This is a genomic window from Lentzea sp. DG1S-22 (genome assembly GCF_036321065.1).
GTDB classification, from domain to species: domain Bacteria; phylum Actinomycetota; class Actinomycetes; order Mycobacteriales; family Pseudonocardiaceae; genus Lentzea; species Lentzea jiangxiensis.
In genome coordinates, this window is sequence record NZ_CP143276.1 from 4,098,209 (window position 1) to 4,122,026 (window position 23,818).

The 23,818-nt window shown below is 69.4% G+C and carries 27 protein-coding genes; 9 read left to right on the forward strand and 18 right to left on the reverse strand.

Annotated features, from left to right (window positions below):
* Positions 1-9: 9 nt before the first annotated feature.
* Positions 10-477, reverse strand: a complete 468-nt coding sequence (locus V1227_RS18245) for an Rv2732c family membrane protein (RefSeq protein ID WP_329793774.1) — start codon at positions 475-477, stop codon at positions 10-12.
* Entirely contained in the window at positions 474-1,955 is a 1,482-nt protein-coding gene (miaB, locus tag V1227_RS18250; RefSeq protein WP_329793775.1) for a tRNA (N6-isopentenyl adenosine(37)-C2)-methylthiotransferase MiaB, read from the reverse strand. Before miaB ends, V1227_RS18245 begins: the two co-directional genes overlap by 4 nt.
* Before the next feature lie 131 nt (positions 1,956-2,086).
* Between miaB and V1227_RS18255 the strand changes: the two genes are divergently transcribed.
* The gene (locus V1227_RS18255; RefSeq protein ID WP_329793776.1) at positions 2,087-3,010 is read left to right on the forward strand and encodes a TAXI family TRAP transporter solute-binding subunit; all 924 of its coding nucleotides are present in this window, start codon (positions 2,087-2,089) and stop codon (positions 3,008-3,010) included.
* A gap of 4 nt (positions 3,011-3,014) precedes the next feature.
* Here the strand turns inward: V1227_RS18255 and V1227_RS18260 are convergent, their stop codons facing one another.
* Both V1227_RS18260 and V1227_RS18265 read right to left on the reverse strand, forming a co-directional pair.
* Entirely contained in the window at positions 3,015-4,400 is a 1,386-nt protein-coding gene (locus V1227_RS18260) for a sensor histidine kinase (protein ID WP_329793777.1), read from the reverse strand.
* A gap of 54 nt (positions 4,401-4,454) precedes the next feature.
* Positions 4,455-5,129: a response regulator transcription factor gene (locus V1227_RS18265; RefSeq protein ID WP_089924238.1), complete on the reverse strand. Its 675-nt coding sequence runs from the start codon at positions 5,127-5,129 to the stop codon at positions 4,455-4,457.
* 159 nt (positions 5,130-5,288) lie between these two features.
* Between V1227_RS18265 and V1227_RS18270 the strand changes: the two genes are divergently transcribed.
* From V1227_RS18270 to V1227_RS18285, 4 genes are all read left to right on the forward strand, one after another.
* Entirely contained in the window at positions 5,289-6,017 is a 729-nt protein-coding gene (locus V1227_RS18270) for an amino acid ABC transporter ATP-binding protein (protein ID WP_176960056.1), read from the forward strand.
* A 40-nt stretch (positions 6,018-6,057) separates the two neighbouring features.
* A complete protein-coding gene (locus tag V1227_RS18275) occupies positions 6,058-6,948 on the forward strand; it encodes a glutamate ABC transporter substrate-binding protein (protein ID WP_329793778.1) in 891 nt (296 codons plus the stop codon).
* A 79-nt stretch (positions 6,949-7,027) separates the two neighbouring features.
* Positions 7,028-7,675, forward strand: a complete 648-nt coding sequence (locus tag V1227_RS18280) for an amino acid ABC transporter permease (protein WP_090102762.1) — start codon at positions 7,028-7,030, stop codon at positions 7,673-7,675.
* The gene (locus tag V1227_RS18285; RefSeq protein ID WP_329793779.1) at positions 7,672-8,550 is read left to right on the forward strand and encodes an amino acid ABC transporter permease; all 879 of its coding nucleotides are present in this window, start codon (positions 7,672-7,674) and stop codon (positions 8,548-8,550) included. Before V1227_RS18280 ends, V1227_RS18285 begins: the two co-directional genes overlap by 4 nt.
* Before the next feature lie 80 nt (positions 8,551-8,630).
* Here V1227_RS18285 and V1227_RS18290 read toward each other — a convergent pair whose 3' ends face one another.
* Positions 8,631-8,900: a hypothetical protein gene (locus V1227_RS18290; RefSeq protein ID WP_329793780.1), complete on the reverse strand. Its 270-nt coding sequence runs from the start codon at positions 8,898-8,900 to the stop codon at positions 8,631-8,633.
* Positions 8,901-9,013: 113 nt separating this feature from the next.
* Here V1227_RS18290 and V1227_RS18295 point away from each other — a divergent pair, with 113 nt between their 5' ends.
* A complete protein-coding gene (locus V1227_RS18295; RefSeq protein WP_329793781.1) occupies positions 9,014-9,682 on the forward strand; it encodes a response regulator transcription factor in 669 nt (222 codons plus the stop codon).
* On the opposite strand, the gene V1227_RS18300 is transcribed toward V1227_RS18295, so the two are convergent.
* The 4 genes from V1227_RS18300 to V1227_RS18315 all read right to left on the reverse strand — a co-directional run bounded on the left by V1227_RS18300 (position 9,669) and on the right by V1227_RS18315 (position 13,450).
* Entirely contained in the window at positions 9,669-10,418 is a 750-nt protein-coding gene (locus V1227_RS18300) for a succinate dehydrogenase/fumarate reductase iron-sulfur subunit (RefSeq protein WP_329793783.1), read from the reverse strand. The two genes, V1227_RS18295 and V1227_RS18300, sit on opposite strands and share 14 nt — an antisense overlap.
* On the reverse strand, positions 10,415-12,301 hold the full coding sequence (locus V1227_RS18305) for a fumarate reductase/succinate dehydrogenase flavoprotein subunit (protein ID WP_329793784.1): 1,887 nt from the start codon (positions 12,299-12,301) through the stop codon (positions 10,415-10,417). The genes V1227_RS18300 and V1227_RS18305 overlap by 4 nt, the downstream gene beginning before the upstream one ends.
* 9 nt (positions 12,302-12,310) lie before the next feature.
* A complete protein-coding gene (locus V1227_RS18310; RefSeq protein ID WP_329793785.1) occupies positions 12,311-13,075 on the reverse strand; it encodes a hypothetical protein in 765 nt (254 codons plus the stop codon).
* Positions 13,076-13,159: 84 nt separating this feature from the next.
* Positions 13,160-13,450, reverse strand: coding sequence for a hypothetical protein (locus V1227_RS18315; protein WP_329793786.1), 291 nt, complete (start codon positions 13,448-13,450; stop codon positions 13,160-13,162).
* 227 nt (positions 13,451-13,677) lie between these two features.
* Here V1227_RS18315 and edd point away from each other — a divergent pair, with 227 nt between their 5' ends.
* On the forward strand, positions 13,678-15,534 hold the full coding sequence (gene edd / locus V1227_RS18320; RefSeq protein WP_329793787.1) for a phosphogluconate dehydratase: 1,857 nt from the start codon (positions 13,678-13,680) through the stop codon (positions 15,532-15,534).
* 328 nt (positions 15,535-15,862) lie between these two features.
* Entirely contained in the window at positions 15,863-16,498 is a 636-nt protein-coding gene (gene eda, locus V1227_RS18325; RefSeq protein WP_329793788.1) for a bifunctional 4-hydroxy-2-oxoglutarate aldolase/2-dehydro-3-deoxy-phosphogluconate aldolase, read from the forward strand.
* Between the two features lie 16 nt (positions 16,499-16,514).
* Here the strand turns inward: eda and V1227_RS18330 are convergent, their stop codons facing one another.
* The 5 genes from V1227_RS18330 to V1227_RS18350 all read right to left on the reverse strand — a co-directional run bounded on the left by V1227_RS18330 (position 16,515) and on the right by V1227_RS18350 (position 19,556).
* Positions 16,515-16,697: a response regulator transcription factor gene (locus V1227_RS18330; protein ID WP_442916506.1), complete on the reverse strand. Its 183-nt coding sequence runs from the start codon at positions 16,695-16,697 to the stop codon at positions 16,515-16,517.
* Positions 16,698-16,850: 153 nt separating this feature from the next.
* On the reverse strand, positions 16,851-17,096 hold the full coding sequence (locus tag V1227_RS18335; RefSeq protein ID WP_329794055.1) for a hypothetical protein: 246 nt from the start codon (positions 17,094-17,096) through the stop codon (positions 16,851-16,853).
* A 12-nt stretch (positions 17,097-17,108) separates the two neighbouring features.
* A complete protein-coding gene (locus V1227_RS18340; protein ID WP_329793789.1) occupies positions 17,109-17,993 on the reverse strand; it encodes an HD domain-containing protein in 885 nt (294 codons plus the stop codon).
* Positions 17,986-18,753: an RNA ligase family protein gene (locus V1227_RS18345; RefSeq protein ID WP_329793790.1), complete on the reverse strand. Its 768-nt coding sequence runs from the start codon at positions 18,751-18,753 to the stop codon at positions 17,986-17,988. Before V1227_RS18345 ends, V1227_RS18340 begins: the two co-directional genes overlap by 8 nt.
* A 41-nt stretch (positions 18,754-18,794) precedes the next feature.
* A complete protein-coding gene (locus tag V1227_RS18350) occupies positions 18,795-19,556 on the reverse strand; it encodes a hypothetical protein (protein WP_329793791.1) in 762 nt (253 codons plus the stop codon).
* Between the two features lie 188 nt (positions 19,557-19,744).
* On the opposite strand from V1227_RS18350, the gene V1227_RS18355 reads away from it, so the two are divergent.
* On the forward strand, positions 19,745-20,545 hold the full coding sequence (locus tag V1227_RS18355; protein ID WP_329793792.1) for a S1 family peptidase: 801 nt from the start codon (positions 19,745-19,747) through the stop codon (positions 20,543-20,545).
* Between the two features lie 54 nt (positions 20,546-20,599).
* Here the strand turns inward: V1227_RS18355 and V1227_RS18360 are convergent, their stop codons facing one another.
* The 4 genes from V1227_RS18360 to recA form a co-directional block, all read right to left on the reverse strand.
* Complete coding sequence (locus V1227_RS18360) at positions 20,600-21,415, reverse strand: alpha/beta fold hydrolase (RefSeq protein ID WP_329793793.1); 816 nt, start codon at positions 21,413-21,415, stop codon at positions 20,600-20,602.
* A gap of 110 nt (positions 21,416-21,525) precedes the next feature.
* Complete coding sequence (locus V1227_RS18365) at positions 21,526-21,981, reverse strand: MarR family winged helix-turn-helix transcriptional regulator (RefSeq protein ID WP_236223427.1); 456 nt, start codon at positions 21,979-21,981, stop codon at positions 21,526-21,528.
* A gap of 139 nt (positions 21,982-22,120) precedes the next feature.
* Complete coding sequence (locus V1227_RS18370) at positions 22,121-22,627, reverse strand: regulatory protein RecX (protein WP_090102785.1); 507 nt, start codon at positions 22,625-22,627, stop codon at positions 22,121-22,123.
* Positions 22,628-22,638: 11 nt separating this feature from the next.
* Positions 22,639-23,685, reverse strand: a complete 1,047-nt coding sequence (recA, locus tag V1227_RS18375) for a recombinase RecA (protein ID WP_236223429.1) — start codon at positions 23,683-23,685, stop codon at positions 22,639-22,641.
* Positions 23,686-23,818: the final 133 nt, after the last annotated feature.

Consider the following 23,818-nt stretch of genomic DNA (forward strand, 5'->3'; position numbering starts at 1 on the left):
GAGGGTGCGTCACAGCTGCGGCGGGCGTGAGGCCGCGATCTTGACCCACTTCACCAGCAGGACGACGACGGCGATCACCGCGATGATCAGCCCGATGCCGGGGCCGGGCCCGATCGTCTTGTTGCTCGTCGTGGTCTGCTGCGTCCAGATGGACAGCACGCCGATGATCGACCCGGCGAACAGCCCGAGCGAGCACACCCACGTGAGGACCCAGCGCCGCACCGCGAGCGTGACGCCCGAGCCGACCACGCCGATGCCGAGGGCGAGGTAGGAGAACAGCGTCGGCAGGAACAGGTCAGCCTCGCCGAGCACCACCTGCAGGCCCGAGTGCTCGCCGATCCACGGCAGCACCAGCGACACCAGGATCGCCAGCACCGCGACCGAGATCGTCAGCGCGCCCTTGCCGGGGTCGATCCTCTTGGCCGCCTGGTGCTCGACCGCGTCGATTTCCTTGCGCAAGAAGTCCTCATCACTCACTGGGCCGCACACCCCGAGACGGCGGGCAGCGGCGCGGGGGCTCCGAACGAGGGCAGGCCGAGGCCGATGCCCGCGGTCTTGGGCTTGATGCCGGCCTCGGAGCGGTCACCGGCCTTCGTGCGGCGCCACGACAGCGGTTCCCCGTCCGCGACGAGGTAGTGCGGGGCGGCGTAGGTCACGACGGTCTCGACGACGTCGCCGGGACGCGGACCCGTCGCACCGGGTGTGAAGTGCACCAGGCGCCCGTCGCGGGCACGGCCGCTCATGCGCTGCGTCTCGGCGTCGCGCTTGCCCTCGCCGGTGGCGACGAGGACCTCGACGGTGCGGCCCACCTGCTCCTTGTTGAGCGTGTGCGTCATCTCGTTCTGCAGCGCCACGAGCCGGTCGAAGCGCTCCTGCACCACGGCCTTGGGCAGCTGGTCCGGCAGGTCGGCGGCCGGGGTCCCGGGGCGCTTCGAGTACTGGAACGTGAACGCCGACGAGAACCGGGCCTGGCGCACGACGTCGAGCGTGCCCTGGAAGTCCTCCTCGGTCTCGCCGGGGAAGCCGACGATGATGTCGGTGGTGATCGCGGCGTCCGGCATGGCGGCGCGGACCTTGTCGATGATCCCCAGGTACTTCTCCGTGCGGTACGAGCGGCGCATCGCCTTGAGCAGCCGGTCCGAACCGGACTGCAGCGGCATGTGCAGGCTGTGGCACACGTTCGGCGTCTCGGCCATGGCGGCGATGACGTCGTCGGTGAAGTCCTTGGGGTGCGGCGAGGTGAAGCGCACGCGCTCCAGCCCGTCGATGTCGCCGCAGGCGCGCAGCAGCTTGCCGAACGCGAGCCTGTCGCCGAACTCGACGCCGTAGGAGTTGACGTTCTGGCCCAGCAGCGTCACCTCCAGCACGCCCTCGTCGACGAGCGTCCGCACCTCGGCCAGCACGTCGCCGGGGCGGCGGTCCTTCTCCTTGCCGCGCAACGACGGCACGATGCAGAACGTGCAGGTGTTGTTGCAGCCCACCGAGATCGACACCCAGCCCGAGTAGGCGGAGTCGCGCGCGGCCGGCAGCGACGACGGGAACGTCTCCAGCGCGTCGAGGATCTCGACCTGCGCCTCGGAGTTGTGGCGGGCGCGTTCGAGCAGCACCGGCAGCGAGCCGATGTTGTGCGTGCCGAACACGACGTCCACCCACGGGGCGCGCCGGACGATCTCGCTGCGGTCCTTCTGCGCGAGGCAGCCGCCGACGGCGATCTGCATGCCGGGCTTGGCCGCCTTCTGCGGGGCGAGGTGGCCGAGCGTGCCGTAGAGCTTGTTGTCGGCGTTCTCGCGGACGGCGCAGGTGTTGAAGACGACGACGTCGGCCTGTTCGTCCTGGGTCGCCCGCTCGTAGCCCGCGTCCTCGAGCAGACCGGCGAGCCGCTCGGAGTCGTGCACGTTCATCTGACACCCGAACGTGCGGATCTGGAAGCTCTTGCGAACCTGCGCGGTACTCACGCCCACCACGATAACCCCTGGTCAGTGGCCCGAGTTGCGCGGACCGGGCAAAGCCTCGCCGATGAGCGCCGTGACCAGGCGAGACCTTCGTCGGGTGCAACGCCCGCCGGTCCCCGTGGCACGATGCGCTGGTGTTCGGACGAATGCACGCCGCCGTGAGCCTGTTGACCGCCGCAACGGTCCTGACGGGGTGCGGCAGCACGGTGTCGGACATCAAGATCACCATGGCGACCGGCAGCCCCGGCGGCGTCTACTACTCGCTCGGCCGCGGCCTCGCGGACATCTGGAGCGGGCGCCTCGGCATCACGCGTCCCCAGGTCGTCGCGACGGCCGGTTCCAAGGACAACGTCACCCGCCTCATCAACGACCAGGCGCAGGTCGGCTTCTCGCAGGCCGACGCGCTGGAGGGCGTCGCCGGTTCGGACAAGCTCCGCGCCCTGGCCCGCATGCACGACGACTACCTGCAGGTCATCGTCCGCGCCGATCTCCCGGTGACGAAGTTCGCCCAGCTCGACGGCCTGCGCGTGTCGATCGGCGGCCGGGAGTCGGGCGTCGAGATCATCGCGAGCGCGCTGCTCAGGTCGGCGGGTGTCACGCCCCAGGCGGTCAACCTCAACCTCGACGACTCCGCCCAGGCGATGCGCGAGGGCAGGCTCGACGCGTTCTTCTGGTCGGGCGGTCTGCCGACGCAGGCCATCACGGACCTCACCAAGGGGCTCGGCGTGCGGATGCTCGACCTGAGCGACGTGCTGCCGAAGTTCCGCCGCGAGAAACCCGTGTACGGGGCGGCGACGCTGCCCGCGTCCACCTACACCCTGCAGTCCGACCCGGTCGGGCCGGTCATCACCCTCGTCGTGCGCAACTTCCTGCTCGTCAGCGAGAAGATGCCCGACGACGTGGCCGAGGCGCTGGTGCGGCAGCTGTTCGAAGGGCAGCCGGAGCTCGTGAAGGCGCACTCGGCGGCCCGCACGATCGAGCAGCGGTCGGCGATCGAGACGTCACCGGTACCGCTGCACAACGGCGCCATGCGCTACTACCGCGAGAGCAAGATCTGAGCTCCTAGACGGCCGGGAGCTCGACCACGACCTTCAGCCCGCCGTCCTCGGGCGACTCCAGCCGGACGACGCCGTCGACGCGCTCGACGACCAGCCGCACGATCGACAGGCCGAGGCCGGAGCCGGGCACGTTCTGGTGGGCGGGGCTGCGCCAGAACCGGTCGGTGGCGCGTTCGAGCTCCTCGGGCTGCAGACCGGGCCCGTGGTCGGCGACGGAGAGCCGGATGACGCCGCCGGCCTTGCGGGCGTCGACCACGATCAACGTCCCCTCGGGGGTGAACTTGAGGGCGTTGTCGAGCAACGCGTCCAGGATGGTCTCGACGCCGCGCGGCGGGGCGAGCGCCATGCCGACGCGGTGCCCGTCGAGCACGAGGTGCACCTCCTTGGCGGCGGCGGCCGCCTGCCACGCCGAGAGCCGGGCCGCCACGGACTTGTCGACGTCGACCGGCACCGGGTCCACCGAGCTCGACTCGGCCCGCGCCATGGCGAGCAGCTCGTCGAGGATGCGGTTGAGGCGGTCGGTCTCGCTCAGCGCCTCGACCTGGTGCACCTCGGCCTCGGCGTCGACGTGACCCTCCAGGTTGGACAGACGGAGTTTCAGCGCGGTCAACGGGTTGCGCAGCTGGTGCGAGGCGTCGGCGACGAAGGCCCGCTGGGAGGCGAGCACGTCGCTGACGTTCGCGGCCATCTGGTCGAAGGACCGGCTGAGCTGCCTCAGCTCCGGCGGTCCGCTCTCCGCGCCCACCGGCGGCACCGGCCGGCCCGCCACGACGGCGGCGAGGAGCTTGCCCGTCGCGTCGTCGAGGGCCTGCACCGGCCGCAGCGTCCAGCGGACCACCGGCAGCGCCAGCAGCACGGCCAGCGCCAGCACCAGCAGGCTCGCCGCCAGCAGCAGCGCCCACCACGCCAGCACCTCGAAGCGGGTCTTCGCGGTCGGCGAGAAAGTGATCACCGCGCCGCGCACCTCGCCGTCGACCAGGACGGGCTCGGCGAGCACCAGCCGTTCGTCGTCCCACGGCATGAACAGCGGCGGCGCGACCGGCAGGCGCCCGGCCAGCGCCTTGCTGACCAGGTCCTGCACGCCGCTCTCGCCGAGCGCGAGGTCGTTGCGCGACGCCACCAGCGGCACCGTCGGCGCGTCACGGGCGACGACGGCCACGCCGATGCCGTAGAGCTCGTCGTAGCGCTGCAGCTCGGGGCGCAGCAGGTCCGGCTTGTCGTCGATCAGCGGCCGCGCGGCGAGCGAGGCGAACCGGCTCGTGTCGGTGAGCCGGTCGAGGAACATCTCCTGCTGCTCCGCGGCCGCCACGCCCCTGCCCAGCGGCACCCCGAGGCCGACGAGCACCAGCACGACCAGCGCGAGCACCACTCCCAGCAGTCGGGACCTCACGAGCCGTCACCCCACCCGACCGCGCAACGCCGCGCGAGAATCACTCAATCGAGATCACACCTGCCCCAGCCGGTATCCGACGCCGCGCACGGTCTCCAGCAGCGCGGGCCTGCCGAGTTTGGTCCGCAGCGTGGCGACGTGCACGTCCAGGGTGCGGTTCGCGCCCGACCAGGTGCGTCCCCACACCTCGGCGAGGATCCGCTCCCGCGTGCACACCGCGCCGCCCGCGGCCATGACGAGCGCGAGCACCTGGAACTCCTTGCGCGACAGCGCGACCGACTCCCCGGCGACCGTGACCTCGTGGCGTCCCAGGTCGACCCGCACGTCGCCGGTCTCGAACACCTCCGTGGACGCCGCGCCCACCCCGACCGGGTCGGCGCCGCGGCGGCGGCGCACGGCGTGCACGCGGGCGACGAGCTCCCCCACGTCGTAGGGCTTGACCAGGTAGTCGTCGGCGCCGGCGTGCAGGCCGAGGATCCGGTCGTCGATCTCCCCCCGCGCGGACACCACGATGATCGCGACGTCCGAGGCGGCCCTGATGGCACGGCACAGCGTCACACCGTCCATGTCGGGCAGGCCGAGGTCGAGCAGCACCACGTCGACGCCCGCGAGGCGGTCGAGCGTGCCGCGGCCCGTGGCCTGCCGGTCCACGTGGAAACCCCGCCTGGTCAGGGCTGGGACCAAGGCCTCGGCGACCCTGTCGTCGTCCTCGACGAGCAGCACGCGCACTTTCGCTACCTCCCGGGCAACCGATGTCTGCCTGTGACAGAGTTGAGACCCTAAGTCTTGCTCAATGTCCTGGACTGGTGTGGTGGCGGACACCTAGGTTTCCGCCAACGCCGACGACCCCAAATGGAGGACTGGATGACTGCCGCCTCTGCACCGCCGATGATTCGCGTGGCGGGTGTGGACAAGTTCTTCGGCCCGTTGCACGTGCTCAAGAACGTGCAGCTGGAAGTGCCGAAGGGGCAGGTCGTGGTCGTGCTGGGGCCGTCGGGTTCCGGTAAGTCGACCCTGTGCCGGACCATCAACCGCCTCGAGCCGATCGATTCCGGCGTCATCGAGGTCGACGGCCAGCCGCTTCCCGCCGAAGGAAAAGAACTGGCTCGCCTGCGCGCCGATGTGGGCATGGTGTTCCAATCGTTCAACCTTTTCGCGCACAAGACCATCGTCGAGAACGTGATGCTCGCGCCGGTGAAGGTCCGCAAGACCCCCGCCGCCGACGCGCGCAAGACCGCGATGGAGCTGCTGGAGCGGGTCGGGATCGCGAACCAGGCCGACAAGTTCCCCGCGCAGCTCTCCGGTGGTCAGCAGCAGCGCGCGGCGATCGCCCGCGCGCTCGCCATGAAGCCCAAGGTGATGCTGTTCGACGAGCCCACCTCGGCGCTCGACCCGGAGATGGTCCAGGAGGTCCTGGACGTCATGACGGGCCTCGCGAAGGACGGGATGACGATGCTCGTCGTCACCCACGAGATGGGCTTCGCCCGCAAGGCCGCGGACCGGGTGATCTTCATGTCCGACGGCGAGGTCGTCGAGGACTCGACCCCGGAAGAGTTCTTCTCGGCCCCGAAGTCCAACCGCGCGAAGGACTTCCTTGGCAAGATCCTGACTCACTAGTAGTCAGCCCACTTTCGAACGGAATGGCAGGAGAAGGACGATGAGGGTTCGCACCCTTGCGGCGGTGCTGCTGACGGGCGCACTGGCCCTGACCGCGTGTGGCAAGGAGGGCAGCCCGACCGACTCGGCGGCGCCCGCCGGCCTGTTCGAGGTCGCCAAGGACGTCAAGGTCGACGGCTCGCCCACGTTCGAGAAGGCGAAGGCGCGCGGCTCGCTGATCGTCGGTGTCAAGGAGGACCAGCCGGGTCTGGGCTACAAGGACCCGACGACCAACAAGTACAGCGGCTTCGACATCGACATCGCGCGCCTGATGTCGGCCAAGCTGGGCTTCGACCCCGAGAAGATCCAGTTCAAGACGATCCAGTCCGCCGCGCGCGAGCAGGCGCTGATCAACGGTGACGTCGACTACTACGTCGGCACCTACACGATCAACGCGGGCCGCAAGGAGAAGGTCGGCTTCGCCGGACCGTACTTCGTCGCCGGCCAGGACCTGCTGGTGAAGAAGGACAACACCGACATCACCGGCCCGGAGACCCTCAAGGGCAAGAAGGTCTGCTCGGTCACCGGCTCCACCCCGGTGAAGAAGATCCGCGAGAACGGCTACACCGAGCCGGAGAACATCCTGGAGTTCCAGGGCTACTCGCAGTGCGTCACCAAGCTGCTCAACGGTGAGATCGACGCGGTCACCACGGACGACGCGATCCTCAAGGGCTACGCCTCCGCCGAGGAGGGCAAGCTGAGGGTCGTCGGCAAGACGTTCTCCAGCGAGCCGTACGGCATCGGCGTCCCCAAGGAGGACACCGCCCTGCGCACGAAGTTCAACGACGTCCTGCAGGCCTCGCTCGACGACGGCACGTGGCAGAAGATCTACGACGGCACGCTCGGCAAGTCGGGCTCGTCGGCCCAGAAGCCGACGATCGACCGGTACTGACGGTTCCTCACGTGGCCGGTGGATCCCGCGTGGGTCCACCGGCCGTTCCTTTGAAGGCGGACGGACGGCAAGGAAACCGATGAGCGTCCTCACCAACAACCTAGATCTCTTCCTGTCCACGTTCGGGCAGACCCTCCAGCTGTTCGCGATCTCCGCGGTGCTGTCGCTCGTGCTGGGCACGCTCCTCGCGGCGTTGCGGGTCAGCCCCGTGCCCGTGTTCCGGGGCATCGGTGCCACCTACGTGACGGTGCTGCGCAACACGCCGCTCACGCTGGTGTTCGTGTTCTTCGTCTTCGCGTACCCGTTGCTGGAGATCGTGAAGATCGACGCCTACACCGCGGCTGTCGTGTCCTTGTCGCTCTACACCGCCGCCTTCGTCTGCGAGGTCGTGCGTTCGGGCATCAACACCGTGCCGGTCGGCCAGGCCGAGGCGTCGCGCGCGCTCGGCCTCACGTTCACGCAGATGCTCGGGAACGTGGTGCTGCCGCAGGCGCTGCGTTCGGTCGTGCCGCCGATGACGAGCACGATGATCGCGTTGCTGAAGAACACGACGGTCGCGTCCGGTTTCGCCGTCGTGCAGGCGGGCTCGATCCGCGACTCGCTGTCGGAGCAGGGTGAGAACGTCCTGCTCGGACTCCTGTGGGTGGCGGTCGGGTTCGTGATCCTGGTGATGCCGCTGACGTACGTGCAGCAGGTCTTCGAGAAGCGGTGGAGCGTGGCCCGATGAGCATGGTGCTGTTCGACATCCCCGGCCCGAAGGCCCGCGTCCGCCACCGGATCATGGCCGTCGTCGGCGTCGCGGCCGCCGTCGCCGCGGTCGCGTACGTGGCCATGCGGTTCATCGCCACCGACCAGTTCTCCCCGCGCAGGCTCGACTGGATCAACTACAAGCAGATCCAGCTCTCCCTGCTCGAGGCGATCGGCAACACGCTCACCGCGTTCGCCGCCGGAGCGGTGCTGGCACTGCTGTTCGGCGCGATCTTCGCGGCGGCGCGGCTGTCCGACCACGCGTGGGTGCGCGGGCCCGCCGCGGTGGTCGTCGAGATCTTCCGCGCGATCCCGCTCGTGATCATGATGTTCTTCTTCTACTACGGCCTTCCCGTGGCCGGGGTGAAGCTGAGCGCGTTCACGGCGGTCGTCATCAGCCTGATGCTCTACAACGGCTCGGTGCTCGCGGAGATCTTCCGCGCGGGCATCAACTCGCTGCCGAAGGGCCAGAGCGAGGCCGCGTACGCGCTGGGCATGCGCAAGACGCAGGTGATGACGTTCGTGCTGCTGCCGCAGGCGTTGCGGGCGATGATGCCGACCATCATCAGCCAGCTCGTCGTGCTGCTCAAGGACACCGCGCTCGGCTTCCTCATCACGTTCGAGGAGTTGCTGCGCTGGGGCACGCGCATCGGCAACGACGCGCCGAACTTCGGCCGCCCGATGATCTCGGTCATGATCGTGGTCGCGCTGATCTACATCGGACTGTGCCTGTTGCTGTCGTGGTTCGCGAACTACCTCGAGAAGCGTAACCGCCGCAACAAGAAGGTCATCCACCTCGACGACGGCAAGGCCGCGCAGGTCCAGGTCGCCGAGTCCGCCGCCGCTTCCGCCTGAGCGGCACCGCTCGGAGCCGGGACCGGGTGCACCGGGGCGTGTCCACATCGGACACGCCCCGTTCGCTTTCCCGGGCGGCGTCAGACGTTCCAGTCGACGACACCGGACCAGTCGGGGTCCTGCTCCCCCACGACGTCGAGGGAGAAAGTGGTGCCGGCGCGCAGACCGGCGCCGAGCAGCCGCCGTGAGCGGTCTCCGGCGGGGAACAGCACGGGGCTGCCCGCCAGCCGGTCGCCCCCGCACCACCGGATCTCCAGGTCGACCGGGCTGGCCGTGACGCGGAGCCAGACTTCCGAGCCGTCGACGGTGACCGTGCGGGCGGCGAGCAGGTCTGCCGATGCGGTGCGCATGCAGCGGAACGTAGCGGCGGGAGCGGAACCCGGTCGTCTCACGGGGAGTGGATCTCCTGTCAACTTTCGCGGTACGCTCGTGGTGGGGGAACTTCCGCGGTGACGTCACATGAATGAGGGACGTTGTGGCGCGCGTGCTTGTGGTCGACGACCAGCCGTTGTTCCGTGCGGGCCTGGTCGCGTTGCTGAACGCTTCACCTGATCTCACCGTCGTCGGCGAGGCAGCGGACGGCCACACCGCCGCGCTCCTGGCCGAGTCGTCGCGCCCGGACGTGGTCCTGATGGACATCCGCCTGCCGGGCACGGCCGCGCTGAAGCGGGCCGCGGCCTCGGCGCGGGTGCTGGTCCTGACGACGTTCGACCTCGACGAGCACGTGCACGAGGCGTTGCGGCTGGGCGCGGCCGGGTTCGTGCTGAAGGAGTCCGAGCCGGCCAGGCTGATCGCCGCGATCACCGCCGTCGCCTCGGGCGAGATGCAGTTCAGCCCCACGGTGATGCGCAGACTCGTGGCGGCCTACCTGCGCGGTGACGCGGCGGTGCCGCCGTGGTGCCCGGTGGGCCTGGACGAGCTCACGGGCCGCGAGCGCGAGGTGCTGAGGCTGGTCGGCACGGGCCTGACGAACACGGCCATCGCGACCAGGCTGACGGTCACGGAGGGCACGGTGAAGACGCACCTCAACCGCGTGATGACGAAGCTGCGGCTGACCAGCCGGGCTCAGGCCGTGGTGATGGCGTACGAGTCCGGGCTGGTCGTGCCGCAGGCCTTCGCTAGGACCGCTTGAACAGCTTGTTGCCGAGCCACACGATCGGGTCGTACTTGCGGTCGGCGACGCGCTCCTTCATGGGGATGAGCGCGTTGTCGGTGATGTGGATGTGCTCGGGGCAGACCTCGCTGCAGCACTTGGTGATGTTGCAGTAGCCGAGCCCGTGCTCGTCCTGGGCCTGGTCGACGCGGTCCGCGGTGTCGAGCGGGTGCATCTCCAGTTCCGCGACCCGCATGAGGAACCGCGGTCCCGAGAACGCCTCCTTGTTCTCCTCGTGGTCACGGATCACGTGGCAGGTGTTCTGGCACAGGAAGCACTCGATGCACTTGCGGAACTCCTGCGAGCGCTCGACGTCGACCTGCTGCATCCGGTACTCGCCCGGCTCCAGGTCCTTCGGCGGCGCGAACGACGGGACCTCGCGCGCCTTGGTGTAGTTGTAGGACACGTCGGTCACGAGGTCGCGGATGATCGGGAACGTCCGCATCGGCGTGACCGTGATCGTCTCCGACTCCTCGAAGATCGACATGCGGGTCATGCAGAGCAGGCGCGGCCGTCCGTTGATCTCCGCGGAGCACGAGCCGCACTTGCCCGCCTTGCAGTTCCACCGCACCGCGAGGTCCGGTGCCTGCGTGGCCTGCAGCCGGTGGATGATGTCGAGGACGACCTCGCCCTCGTTGACCTCGACGGTGAAGTCCTCCAGCGCGCCACCGGAGTCGTCACCGCGCCACACCCGGAACTTCCCCTGGTAGCTCATGACAACTCCTCGGCGGTGAGGTACTTCTCCAGTTCGGTGCGGTCGAACAGGTCCAGCAGGTCGGGCCGGATCGGGATCTGCGGCTTCTCCTCGACGCGCACTCCCTCGCCGGAGGTCGTGCACACCAGCAGCTTCCGGCGCCACTCGGAGTCCATCGACGGGTGGTCGTCGCGGGTGTGGCCGCCGCGGGACTCCGTGCGCAGCAACGCCGCCTTCGCGACGCACTCCGACACGAGCAGCATGTTGCGCAGGTCGAGCGCGAGGTGCCAGCCGGGGTTGAACTGCTGGTGGCCCTCGACGGTCAGCGACCGGGCGCGTTCCTTGAGCTTCTCCAGCCGCTGCAACGCCTCCTCCATCTCACCGGCGCGGCGGATGATGCCGACGAGGTCGTTCATCGACTGCTGCAGCTCCATGTGCAGCGTGTACGGGTTCTCGCCGCCCTCGTGCTGGAACGGCTTGAGCGCCGTGGCCCGCGCCTCGGTGACGGCCTCCTCGGTCACGACGGGCCGGTCGCCGAGCGCGCGCACGTACTCCGCGGCGCCCGCCCCGGCGCGCCGGCCGAACACCAGCAGGTCGGACAGCGAGTTGCCGCCCAGCCGGTTCGAGCCGTGCATGCCGCCGGAGACCTCGCCCGCGGCGTAGAGCCCCGGTACGGAGGAGGATCCGGTGTCCGGGTCGACCTCGACGCCGCCCATCACGTAGTGGCAGGTCGGGCCGACCTCCATGGGCTGCGCGGTGATGTCCACGTCGGCCAGTTCCTTGAACTGGTGGTGCATGGACGGCAGCCGGCGGCGGATCTCCTCGGCGGGCAGGCGCGTGGACACGTCGAGGAAGACGCCTCCGTGCGGTGATCCCCGGCCTGCCTTCACCTCGGAGTTGATCGCGCGGGCGACCTCGTCACGCGGCAGCAGCTCCGGTGGGCGCCGGTTGTTCGCCTGGTCGGTGTACCAGCGGTCGGCCTCTTCCTCGTTGTCGGCGTACTTGTCCTTGAAGACCTCGGGGATGTAGTCGAACATGAACCGCTTGCCGTCGGAGTTGCGGAGCACGCCGCCGTCACCGCGGACGGACTCGGTGACGAGGATGCCCTTGACCGACGGCGGCCAGACCATGCCGGTGGGGTGGAACTGGATGAACTCCATGTTGATCAGCGAGGCCCCCGCGCGCATCGCGAGCGCGTGGCCGTCGCCGGTGTACTCCCAGGAGTTCGAGGTGACCTTGAAGGACTTGCCGATGCCGCCGGTCGCGAGGATCACCGCGGGTGCCTCGAACAGCACGAACCGGCCGGACTCGCGCCAGTAGCCGAACGCGCCGGCGATCCTGCCCTCTTCGCCGGACCGGCCGCCGTCCTTGACGAGCTCGGTGACGGTGAACTCCTGGAACACCCGCAGGCGTTCCTCGTAGTCGCCGAACTCCTTGAAGTCGTCCTGCTGCAACGACACGATCTTCTGCTGCAGCGTGCGGATCAGCTCGAGGCCGGTGCGGTCGCCGACGTGGGCGAGGCGCGGGTACTCGTGGCCACCGAAGTTGCGTTGCGAGATGCGGCCGTCCTTGGTGCGGTCGAACAGCGCGCCGTAGGTCTCGAGCTCCCAGACCCGTTGCGGCGCTTCCTGGGCGTGCAGCTCGGCCATGCGCCAGTTGTTGAGGAACTTGCCCCCGCGCATGGTGTCGCGGAAGTGGACCTGCCAGTTGTCGCTCTCGTTCGCGTTGCCCATGGCGGCGGCGATCCCGCCTTCGGCCATGACGGTGTGGGCCTTGCCGAACAACGATTTGCAGAGAACGGCGGTGCGCAGGCCGTGCTCACGGGCCTCGATCGCGGCACGCAGACCGGCACCACCCGCGCCGATCACGAGAACGTCGAACGAATGCCTTTCCAGCTCGGGCAAAACCACTCCTTAGTCGATGAAGCGGAGGTCGGAGATCGTTCCCGAGGCGACCAGCGCGACGTACAGGTCCGTGAGGCAGACGAAGATCAGCGAAGCCCAGGCGAGCTGCATGTGCCGGTTGTTGAGCTTCGAGATCTGCGTCCACGTCCAGTAGCGGACCGGGTGCTTGGAGAAGTGCTTGAGGCGTCCGCCCGCGATGTGGCGGCACGAGTGGCACGACAACGTGTACGCGGCGAGCAGGCTGACGTTGACGAGCAGGATGATGTTGCCGAGGCCCAGGCCGGTGCCGAACGCGAGCACCGCGTCGTAGATGTTGATCAGCAGCAGGAGCGAGGCCGCGTAGAAGAAGTAGCGGTGCAGGTTCTGGGCGATGAGCGGGAACCGGGTCTCGCCGGTGTACTTGCCGTGCGGCTCGGCCACGGCGCACGCGGGCGGTGACGCCCAGGCCGCGCGGTAGTAGGCCTTGCGGTAGTAGTAGCAGGTGATCCGGAAGCCCAGCAGGAACGGGATGATCAGCAGCGGCGGGGTCAGGAAGCCGGGCAGCGCCGGGAACCACTGGCCGAAGTGCGACGCCGCCGGGATGCACTCCTCGGTGAGGCACGGCGAGTACATCGGTGTGAGGTAGTGGTACTGGTCGACCCAGTAGTAGTCCCCCTGGAACGTGCGGAACGCCGCGTAGATCGAGATGAGCAGCAGGCCGACGAATGTCGTCAGCGGTGGCAGCCACCATCGGTCCGTGCGCAGAGTCCTGGCGGCGATCTCTGCCCTCGCCATTGCTCACCTTTCTGGGGGGCCACGTCGTTGTGGAGGAACACACACGGCCCCCGCGTCAGGCGGGGGCCGTGTGATCAGCTCGGCTCAGGTCCGGTGCCGGTAGCCACCGAGTCCTTCGTCGTCCGCGTCCTTCCAGAGCGACTCGTCGTAAGGCGTGTCGGGCACGACCACGACCTCGCGTTCCAAGTGGGGCGCTTTGCGCTGCCTCGGGGTGCTGAGGTCGACGAGTTCGGTGGCGTCTATGTCCATGCGCTCGACGTCGTTGGCGAGTCGCTGCACGGCTGCCACGTCGCCGTACTTGGCGCGCAGGTTGCTGACGGCGTGCCGCATCTGACCGATGACCCGGCGCAGCTCGACGATCTCCGTGGAGTTCATGGGACACCTCCGTTCCAAGGTCGTGCCCCGCACTCTGCCCAATCTCAAGCGATGTGACAAGCACCACACGCCAAGATTCAAAACTGGTTCCAGACCAGTTACTGAATCGTTTTTGTGTCTACGACCAGCCATGACTTACTGTGTGTGGCGTCACGCCCGTCCGTGGGACGCCACTGTTGTCGTCTCGTGAGGGCCCCACCACGGCCCGTGATGACCCGGAGACCCCCATGACCGAACTGCATCCTGTTCTGACCGAGGTGACACGCCGGATCGCCGCCCGGAGCGCCGATTCCCGCCGCGTGTACCTCGAACGCGTGGCGGCCGCCGCGCAGGACGGAACGTCCCGGTCCGGCTTCGCGTGCAGCAACCTGGCGCACGGCTTCGCCGGAATCACCGGCGGCGACAAGGCGGCGCTGCGCGCGCTGCGCAAGTCCAACGTCGCGATCGTGTCGTCCTACAACGACATGCTCTCGGCCCACCAGCCGTTCCAGGAGTACCCGGCCTGGATCAAGGACGCCGTGCGCTCCGTCGGCGGCGTCTCCCAGTTCGCGGGCGGCGTGCCGGCCATGTGCGACGGCATCACGCAGGGCCGTGACGGCATGGAGCTGTCGCTGTTCAGCCGCGACGTGATCGCGATGTCCACCGGCGTCGCCCTGTCGCACGAGATGTTCGACGCCGCCGTCCTGCTGGGCGTGTGCGACAAGATCGTGCCCGGCCTGCTGATCGGCGCGCTGTCGTTCGGCCACCTGCCGTCGATCCTGGTGCCCGCCGGTCCGATGGCGTCCGGCCTGTCCAACAAGGAGAAGGCCCGCGTCCGGCAGCTGTACGCCGAGGGCAAGGCCTCCCGCGAGGACCTGCTGGAGGCCGAGGCGGCCTCGTACCACTCGCCCGGCACCTGCACGTTCTACGGCACCGCGAACTCGAACCAAATGGTCGTCGAGGTCATGGGCCTGCACCTGCCGGGCGCCTCGTTCGTGCCGCCGGGCACGACCCTGCGCCGCGCCCTGACCGAGCACGCGGGCCGCCGCGCCGTCGAGATGGCCAAGGGCGAGGGCTACACCCCGATCGCGCACATCGTCGACGAGAAGGCCGTGGTCAACGGCGTCGTCGCCCTGCTCGCCACCGGTGGCTCCACGAACCACACCATGCACCTCGTCGCCATCGCCGCGGCCGCGGGCATCGAGCTGAGCTGGGACGACTTCTCGGACCTGTCGTCGGTCGTGCCGCTCATCGCGCGGGTCTACCCGAACGGCGGCGCCGACATCAACCACTTCCAGGCCGCGGGCGGCGTCCAGTTCGTCGTCGGCACCCTCCTCGACGCCGGACTCCTGCACGCCGACGTCACCACGGTCGTCGGCCACGGCCTCGACCGCTACCGCCAGGAACCGGTGCTGGCCGACGGCGAGCTGATCTGGGTCGACGGCCCGGGCCGCTCGCTGGACACCGACGTGCTGCGTCCCGCTTCGGACCCGTTCGCCTCCGACGGCGGCCTGCGCATGCTGTCCGGCAACCTCGGCCGTTCGGTCATCAAGGTGTCGGCCGTGGCGGCGGAGAACCACGTCGTCGAGGCCCCGGCCCGCGTCTTCACCACGCAGGAGTCGTTCCAGGAGGCCTTCAAGGCGGGCGAGCTCGACCGCGACGTGGTCGTCGTGGTCCGCCAGCAGGGCCCCCAGGCCAACGGCATGCCCGAGCTGCACAAGCTGACGCCGCCCCTCGGCGTACTGATGGACCGCGGCTACAAGGTCGCCCTCGTGACCGACGGCCGCATGTCCGGCGCCTCGGGCAAGATCCCGGCCGCGATCCAGGTGACCCCGGAAGCCGCGGTCGGCGGCCCGCTCGGCCGGGTCCGCGACGGCGACGTCGTCCGCCTCGACGCCACCGCCGGCACCCTGGAGGTCCGGGTGCCCGCCGAAGAGCTGGCATCACGCCCGCTCGTCGACTTCCCGCCGTCGAGCCACGAGTGGGCGGGCACGGGACGCGAGCTGTTCGCCGCCCTGCGCCGTACCGTCGGACCCGCCGACCGCGGCGCGACGGTGTTCGGCCCGATCACCGCCGACCACTTCGCCCCGGTCACCCACCACTGACCCTCGACCCCATCCACCACCGATATATTACTTTCGCACTACCGCTGACCTGCCCCTTAGCAATGGCTCGTTGGGCTTCGTCCGCAAAAGACCCGTTGCAAAGGGGCGGTGACGCCCGACCAGCCGTCCTCGCGGACGCCCTCGAAGCACCACGTTCCGCCCACCGCCGCCGCCCACCTTTGCAACGAGTCTTTTGACTTCGTCCGCAAACGTTTTTTGCATCCGGTGAGGTGGCGGGCAGTGAGATCAGGGACAGCGGGGCGACGGCCGGCCCGGCGGTGTGCGATATATCGGTTTCCGCTCACCAGATCTGCCAAGGAGTGACACCGTGACCAACGGCGCGACCACCGGAGCCGACCTGCTCGCGCTCTCGCCCGTCATCCCCGTCGTCGTGGTTGACGACGCCGACCACGCGGTGCCGCTCGCCCGGGCACTGCTGCGCGGCGGCGTGCGCGTCATCGAGCTCACGCTGCGCACCCCGGCCGCGCTCGCCGCGATCGAGAACGTCGCGCGCGAAGTGCCGGAGATCGTGATCGGCGCGGGCACCGTCACGGCGCCGGAGCACGCCGAGCAGGCCGCGAAGGCCGGGGCGGCGTTCCTCGTCACGCCCGGCACGACCGACCGCGTGCTCGACGCCGCCGACGCGACCGGACTGCCGTACCTGCCGGGCGCGGCGACGGTGTCCGAGGTGATGCGGCTGGCCGAGCGCGGGCTGGACGCGCTCAAGTTCTTCCCGGCAGAGGCCGCCGGTGGCGTCGACTACCTGAAGTCGATCGGCGGCCCGATTCCGCACATCAGGTTCTGCCCGACCGGAGGCATCACGCCCCAGACGGCGCCGAAGTACCTCGCGCTGCCGAACGTCGGCTGCGTCGGCGGCTCGTGGCTCGCTCCGAAGGACGCCCTCGAGGCAGGCGACTGGGACCGCGTCGAGACGCTCGCCCGCGAGGCGTCGCAGCTCGGGTGACCAGCCCTGCCCGTCGTCAGGACCACAGGGCGGCGGCGAGTTCGGCACGTCCGTGGATGCCGAGCTTGCGGTAGGCGCTCGACAGGTGCAGTTCCACCGTGCGGCGGGTCAGGTGCGGGGTCTCGGCGATCCGCCGGTTCGTCAGGCCCTGCGCCGCCGTCCGCGCGACCCGGTTCTCCTGCTTGGTCAGGCCCTGCACCTGGTCGTCCTCGTCGCGGACCTCATCACCCGCGAGTTCGCCAGCGGGTGGGGCGCTGAGCTGCCGGGCCAGGTCGAAGGCCTGCCGCAGGTGCGCGGCCGCCGCGTTGACGCGGCCCTTGCGGCGCAGATGGTGGCGAGCCGGACCTGAAGATCAGCCTGCCGGGGTGCGCGACGAGATCGGCGAGGTGTCCACTCGTTCGACGACGTGCGCCTCGGTGGGGTCGACCGCCTCCCACTTGCCGACGAGCCGGTCGATCACGGCGGCCGGCACCGGTTCGGGACGCGAGCGGTTGCGCGCGTGGATCACGGTCCGCGGCGCCTCCAGCCCGACCAGGTTGATCCGCGCGCGGTAGTCGGCAGCCAGTCCGATGCACCGGTCGCGCAGTTGCCGGGAAATGTTGGTCGCGTTCTAGACGAACCGCTCCCCCGCCCTCAGCAGCGTCCGCGCCTCCTCGAACGCCGCGGCGGCCACCGGTCGCTGGTCGCCGTCGGGGGCGATGCCGAGTCGGGACCGCACCGCGTCGAGGCTCACCACGGTCCAGCCAGGCCGGTGCGCGGCGATCCAGTGGTCCTTGCCGACACCGGGCAGGCCGGACAGCACCGTCACCTCGACGCGCGTGTCGTCGTAGGCGTCGTAGTCCGGGTCGCGGCCGGGCGTGCGGAAGTACTGGAACCTCGCGTGGTCGGACGGGAAGGCGCGCGGGCGGTCGAGGCAGTCGCGTTCGCGGCAGTACTCCTCGAACAGCGCGATGTTCTCCAGCACCGCGTCGGCGTCCTGGCAGATCCGGCCGAGGATGTCGGCGCGAGCGAGTGTCGCCAGGTCGTCGTTGCGCGCGAGCAGGCTCACCCGGAACGCGATGCGGTCGAGGTCCGGGCGTTCCAGCGCCCAGAACGGCACCTGGTGGTGCCGCACCAGCGCGGCGACGTGCTCGCGCCAGGCGATCGGGCGGCCCATCTCCCACAGGACCCTGCGCGCCAGCAGGTCGCCGGCGCGGGAGTGCCCGTGGGCGGTGACACGGCCGTCCGCGGTCTGGGTGCGGAACGGTTTCGCGGAGTCGTGCAGCAGCACCGTCGCGAACAGCCGCACCCGGTCGGCTTCCGGGCGCGCCCGCCACTCCGGCAGGGACACCAGCGCCTCGCACGCCATCCGGGTGTGCGTGGCGACGTCGCCTTCCGCGTGGTGCACCGGGTCCTGCGGCACGCCCTCCATGGCGCGTACCCAGGGAAACGCCGACCGGACGGCGTCCCAGTCGAGAGTCCACTTCGGACCAGTGGGGCAGAGTTGCTCAAACACGGGCCACCACCTGGTTCGGCAGGATCGGGCGGTCCTGCCAGTGGCTTCCGGAGTCGAGCACGGCCGTGTGGAACGTCGGTCGCACCCACTTGTAGCGCTCGACCGTGCGGCCGTCCTCCTCCACCTTGATGTAGAGGCCTTCCATGTCGTCGTCCGGATCCGTCTCCGCGACAACGACCTGCGGGTTCTGCCCGGCCGCGCGAGCGGCTTCGACCAGGGCGTCATGCCACCGCGGGGTGCGGCAGGTGGACGGGCCGAGCAGCGCGGTCAGGTCCTTCAGCTTCCCCAGCGGTCCCTCGTGCAGCACCGGCACGGAGACGACCGGGGTACCTTCGAGCAGCCGCCGGCGTTCCGGTGTGGACAGGAACTCGCCGGTCGTGCGGTCGAGCAGGTCGAACTCGCAGAAGTGGTGCGGCAGCGCGTCGTAGAACACGGTGTGCTTGGCGTAGAGCCATTCCCCGTAGAGCACGTACCGGGTGCCGAGCCTCTCCCACAGCACTCCCTGGTGCGTCGCGGCCCACGCCTTCAGCGGTGCGAACTGCCGTTCGCGGGGGCCGCCCGCCAGGAAGTGGCCGCGCGACTGCAACTTCAGCACGCCGCCGGAGTCGAAGCTGATGCCCGCGTTGGCACCGTCGAGCTTCTCCTCGACCACGAGGTGCCGTCCCGCGATCGCGCGGAACGGCACCTGGTCGAGGTCCTCGTCGCCCGGCTGCAGGCGCGAGCCCTCGAGGTGGGGCGTTCGCGGGTACTTGCGCAACATGCCCGATTTGTAGCCCGTCCACGTGCCCGCGGGCGAACGGTTTACGCCTGGCCGACGAACGCCGCCTTGTCGGAGTTGAAGGTCGGCTCGAACACGAGCTGCATCTCACCGGGCTGAGCGCCGACCGCGTAGGCGACGTGGAAGGTGTAGGTCTTGCCCGGCAGCACCGTCGCCGAGTCGAACGTGCTGTCGCAGCCGCCGCCGGCGTCGAAGATCATGGTCGCCTTCTGCCCGTTGAACTGCGCGTCGGTGCCGACCGACATCAGCGCGGTCTCGAAAGCGGCGCTCGTCCCGTTGGTGATGGTGATCTCGAACTTCACCGCGCGGGCGATGTTCGCCGGTGCCGCGTACTCGCCGGGCGTGCACGCGGCCGGCGCGGCGACGTCGACCGAGAGGCCGTTCTCCCACGTGTACCGCTTGCCCCAGGTCGGGTTCTCGACGGCGGCGTCCTGCTTGGCGGTCTCGCCCGCGACACCGGTCTGCCCCTGGTTCGTGCCGCCGCCGAGGATCTTGTCGAGCTCCGCGACCGCGGCCTGCTGTGCCACCACGGTCAGCCCGATCGCCGCGACGCACAGGACGATGCCGATGACCGCGACGACCTTGCGGGTGCCGAACAACGCGACGACGCCGAGCACGAGCCCGATGAACGCGGCGATGGCGGTGAGGTTGTTGAGGAGGATGACCCACGAGCAAACAACGCCGACGATCCCGAGGATCAACGCCGTCCAGGCGAGCGCACCGAACTTCGCGGGCTTCGGAGGTGCGAGCGGGGGCTGAGCGTGGACGGGTGGCGTGTAGGTCATCAAGGACTCCTGGCGGTTGCGACGTGTGATCACCACGTCGAGTGGTCCGCTTCACCCGTTAGCCCGCTCCGGACACCGCCACTCGATCGAGTTACCAGCGGCTTGTCAGTCGGCTTCCGTCGGTAGCGGTACCGCTACGATCCGTGCAGGATCGGCCCTGGACGCCATCCTTGAAAGGACACCCGCACATGGCACGACGACTCGTCGGAACCCTGCTCGCGGCGATCGCCGCCCTCGGCGTGACGACGGCACCCGCCCAGGCCGCCGCCGACTTCACCGGCGTCGTGGCGCTGGACAACTGCTCCGGCTCCGTGGTCCGCCTGCCCGGTTCGGCGCCGGGGGACAAAGCACTGGTTCTCACGAACGGCCACTGCGTCGAGCTGATGAAGGCCGGCCAGGTGATCGTCGACCGGACGGTGACCCGCAACTTCAAGCTGCTCAACGGTTCCGGCTCGGACATCGCGACGGTGAAGAGCACCAAGCTCCTCTACGCGACGATGACCGGCACCGACGCCGCGCTCTACCAGCTGACCACGACCTACCAGCAGATCGAGCAGCAGTACGGCAGCCGCGCGCTGGAACTGTCCGCCTCGCGCCCGGTCGCCGGGACGGAGATCCGGATCGTCTCCGGCTACTGGAAGCGGATCTACTCCTGCGGGATCGACGGGTTCGTCCACCAGGTCAGGGAGGCGTCCTGGACCTGGCGCGACTCGCTGCGCTACACGCCGTCGTGCAACACCATCGGCGGCACCTCGGGCTCGCCGATCATCGACAACGCGAGCGGCAAGGTCGTCGGCGTCAACAACACCGGCAACGAGAGCGGCGGCCGCTGCACGATGAACAACCCGTGCGAGGTCGACGCCTCCGGCGCGATCACCGTGCGCAAGGGCATCAACTACGGCCAGCAGACGTACGACCTCGTCCCCTGCTTCGGTCCGGGCACGACGCTGAACCTGTCGCTGCCCGGCTGCGAGGTCGCGAAGCCCTGACGACGGCGAAAGCCGGGACGCCCCTGCCCGCGTCCCGGCTTTCGCGTTCTCCCCCTACTTCGCGGCGCGCACGATCAGGTCGGCCACCGCCTCGGGCTGCGACACCGCGATCGAGTGCGAGGCGCCCCGGACCTCGACGACCGCACGCGCGTGGGCGCGTTCGGCCATCCACTTCTGCGCGGCGATCGGGATGTTCTTGTCCTTGCCCGCCACCACGAAGTACGACGGGATGGCGTGCCACGCGGGGTCGCCGGCCTTCTCGGTCAGCGCGGTGTCGTTGACCGGGCGCTGGGTCGCCGCCGCCAGGGTCGCGTCCTTGCGCGGGACGTCGGCCGCGAACTGCTGCCAGTACTTGTCCTGCTGGATCACGAGGTCCTTGCTGCCGTCACCGATGTCGATGGTTGACAGAGTGTCGCCCAGCGTGCTGCCGGGGAACCTGTTCGACAGCTCAAGGGCGCTCTCGCCCTTCTCCGGCGCGAACGCCGCGACGTAGACCAGCGCCTTCACGTTCGGGTTGCCCAGCGCGGCCTGCGACTGGACCATGCCGCCGTAGGAGTGTCCCGCGAGGACGACCGGCCCGTCGATGGTGGCGAGGACCTTACGCAGGTACTCCGCGTCACCGGCGAGCGACCGCAGCGGGTTCGCCACCGCGACGACCGGGAAACCCTTGCGCTGCAGGCGTTTCACGACACCGTTCCAACTGGACGCATCGGCGAACGCACCGTGCACCAGCACGACGGTCGGCTTCTTCGAGCCCTGCTCCTGAGCGTCCTGCTCCCAGGCGTCCTCCGCGGCACCGGCACCGGACGGAACGACAGCGGCCAGCGCCAGCAGCGTGCCCAGAACGGCGAACACCTTACGAACTCGCATCGGTCTCTCACTCTCTCGTCGGGCACCGTGTCAGCGGTGCATCGCGCTCGATTAGGTCGTGCACGATGTAAGTTACCGGACGAGATACCTCGTACGCGATGTGTTTCAGCTCACTGGCGTTCGGCGCCGAGCTTCACGCGCTGCAGGGCCTTGCGGAGAACGGCGATCTCCTCGACGGTCATACCGAGGGCCTTGCCGAGCTGGCTGAACATCTCGGCACCGATCCACCGCAGGTCACGGCCCTTGTCGGTGAGCTGGACGAGCACGGACCGCTCGTCGTCGGGGTGCGTGACGCGCAGCAGCAGACCGCTCTTCTCCAGCCGTTTGATCAGCGGCGACAGGGTGCTGTACTCGAGGTCCAGCTCCCGCACGAGCTCCCGGATCGGCCTCGAGTCCCGCTCCCACAGCAGCAGCATCACCAGGAACTGCGGGTAGGTGATGCCCGCCTTGTCCAGGATCGGCCGGTAGAAGCCGGTGACCGCCCGCGACGTCGTGTAGAGGTCGAAGCAGAGCAGGTCGGAGACCGTGGGGGTCACGGCGGACGGCGCGTCGGGAGTAGTGCTCACGCATTTCAGGCTACTCGGGACCAACCGGTCAAGCGGCGAGATCGGTTACGGCGTCCCGAAGAGACGGAACCGGGGCCCGCCCCGGCCACCACCTCGCGCCGGACTGCGGACATGAGCCAGGCCGGTCGCGGCCTGGCTGCTACCAGGGTTCGTCCAGCACCGAGGCCTCGTCGCCGGCGTTGCGCAACTCGTCGCGCACCACCCGGTAGGCGAGGCCTTCCGCGTACCCCTTGCGCGCCAACGCACCCACGAGCCGACGGATCTTCGTCGTCTCGTCCACACCGGACAGGGTGCGCAGGCGTTTGCGGACGAGTTCGCGAGCCCGGTCTTCCTCGGCCTCGTTGTCGACCGCGGCCACGGCCTCGGCGACCACCTCGTCCGCCACGCCCTTGCGGCGCAGTTCCATGGCGAGGGCGCGGCGGCCCAGGCCGTTGTACGTGTGGCGGGAGCGGACCCACATCTCGGCGAACTGCGCGTCGTCGATCAGGCCGGCGCGGTCGAACTTGCCGAGGACGACCTCGGCGGCGCCGGCGCTGATCCCCTTGCGCAGCAGGGCGTCGTGCAGCTCCTGCCGCGAGCGGGCCCTGGCGGTGAGCAGCGCGTAGCAGATGTCCCGCGCCTTGCGCTGCTCCTCAGCCTCGTCCAACCCAGGACCTCTTAGAACTCGACCGGCGCGGCGGGAGCCGTCTCGTCGGCGTCGAGGGTGGCGCCGATGCCGAGCTTGTCCTTGATGCGCTTCTCGACCTCGTTCGCGATGTCCGGGTTGTCCAGCAGGAACTTGCGGGCGTTCTCCTTGCCCTGGCCCAGCTGGTCGCCCTCGTAGGTGTACCAGGCACCGGACTTGCGCAGGATGCCCTGGTCGACGCCCATGTCGATGAGCGAGCCCTCGCGGCTGACGCCCTTGCCGTAGAGGATGTCGAACTCGGCCTGCTTGAACGGCGGCGCGACCTTGTTCTTCACGACCTTGACCCTGGTGCGGTTGCCGACGGGCTCGCCGCCGTCCTTCAGGGTCTCGATGCGGCGCACGTCCAGACGCACGGAGGCGTAGAACTTCAACGCCTTACCACCGGTCGTGGTCTCCGGGGAGCCGAACATCACGCCGATCTTCTCGCGCAGCTGGTTGATGAAGATCGCGGTGGTGTTGGACGCGTTGAGCGCACCGGTGATCTTGCGCAGCGCCTGGCTCATCAGGCGGGCCTGCAGACCGACGTGGTTGTCGCCCATCTCGCCCTCGATCTCGGCGCGCGGCACGAGGGCGGCGACCGAGTCGATGACGAGGATGTCGAGCGCGCCGGAGCGGACCAGCATGTCCGCGATCTCGAGCGCCTGCTCACCGGTGTCGGGCTGGGAGACCAGCAGCGCGTCGGTGTCGACGCCCAGCTTCTTCGCGTACTCCGGGTCGAGGGCGTGCTCCGCGTCGATGAACGCGGCGATGCCGCCGGCCTTCTGGGCGTTCGCGACGGCGTGCAGGGCGACGGTGGTCTTACCGGAGGACTCGGGACCGTAGATCTCGACGACGCGACCCCTCGGCAGACCGCCGATGCCGAGCGCCACGTCCAGCGCGATCGCGCCGGTCGGGATCACCTCGATCGGGGCACGGCCCTCCTCGCCGAGGCGCATCACGGAGCCCTTGCCGAACTGCTTGTCGATCTGCGCCAGGGCCAGCTCGAGCGCTTTGTCCCGGTCGGGTGCTGCGGGTGCCATCTTGGGTCCACCTTTTGTCGTCTGCCGTTGCTTCGTCATGTTGGACCTGACGCTACTGGCGGGGTCTGACAATTTTGCGAAGCCGGGGGTCGGGGCCACTGTAGCCGAACACGTGTTCGAGCACACGTGACAC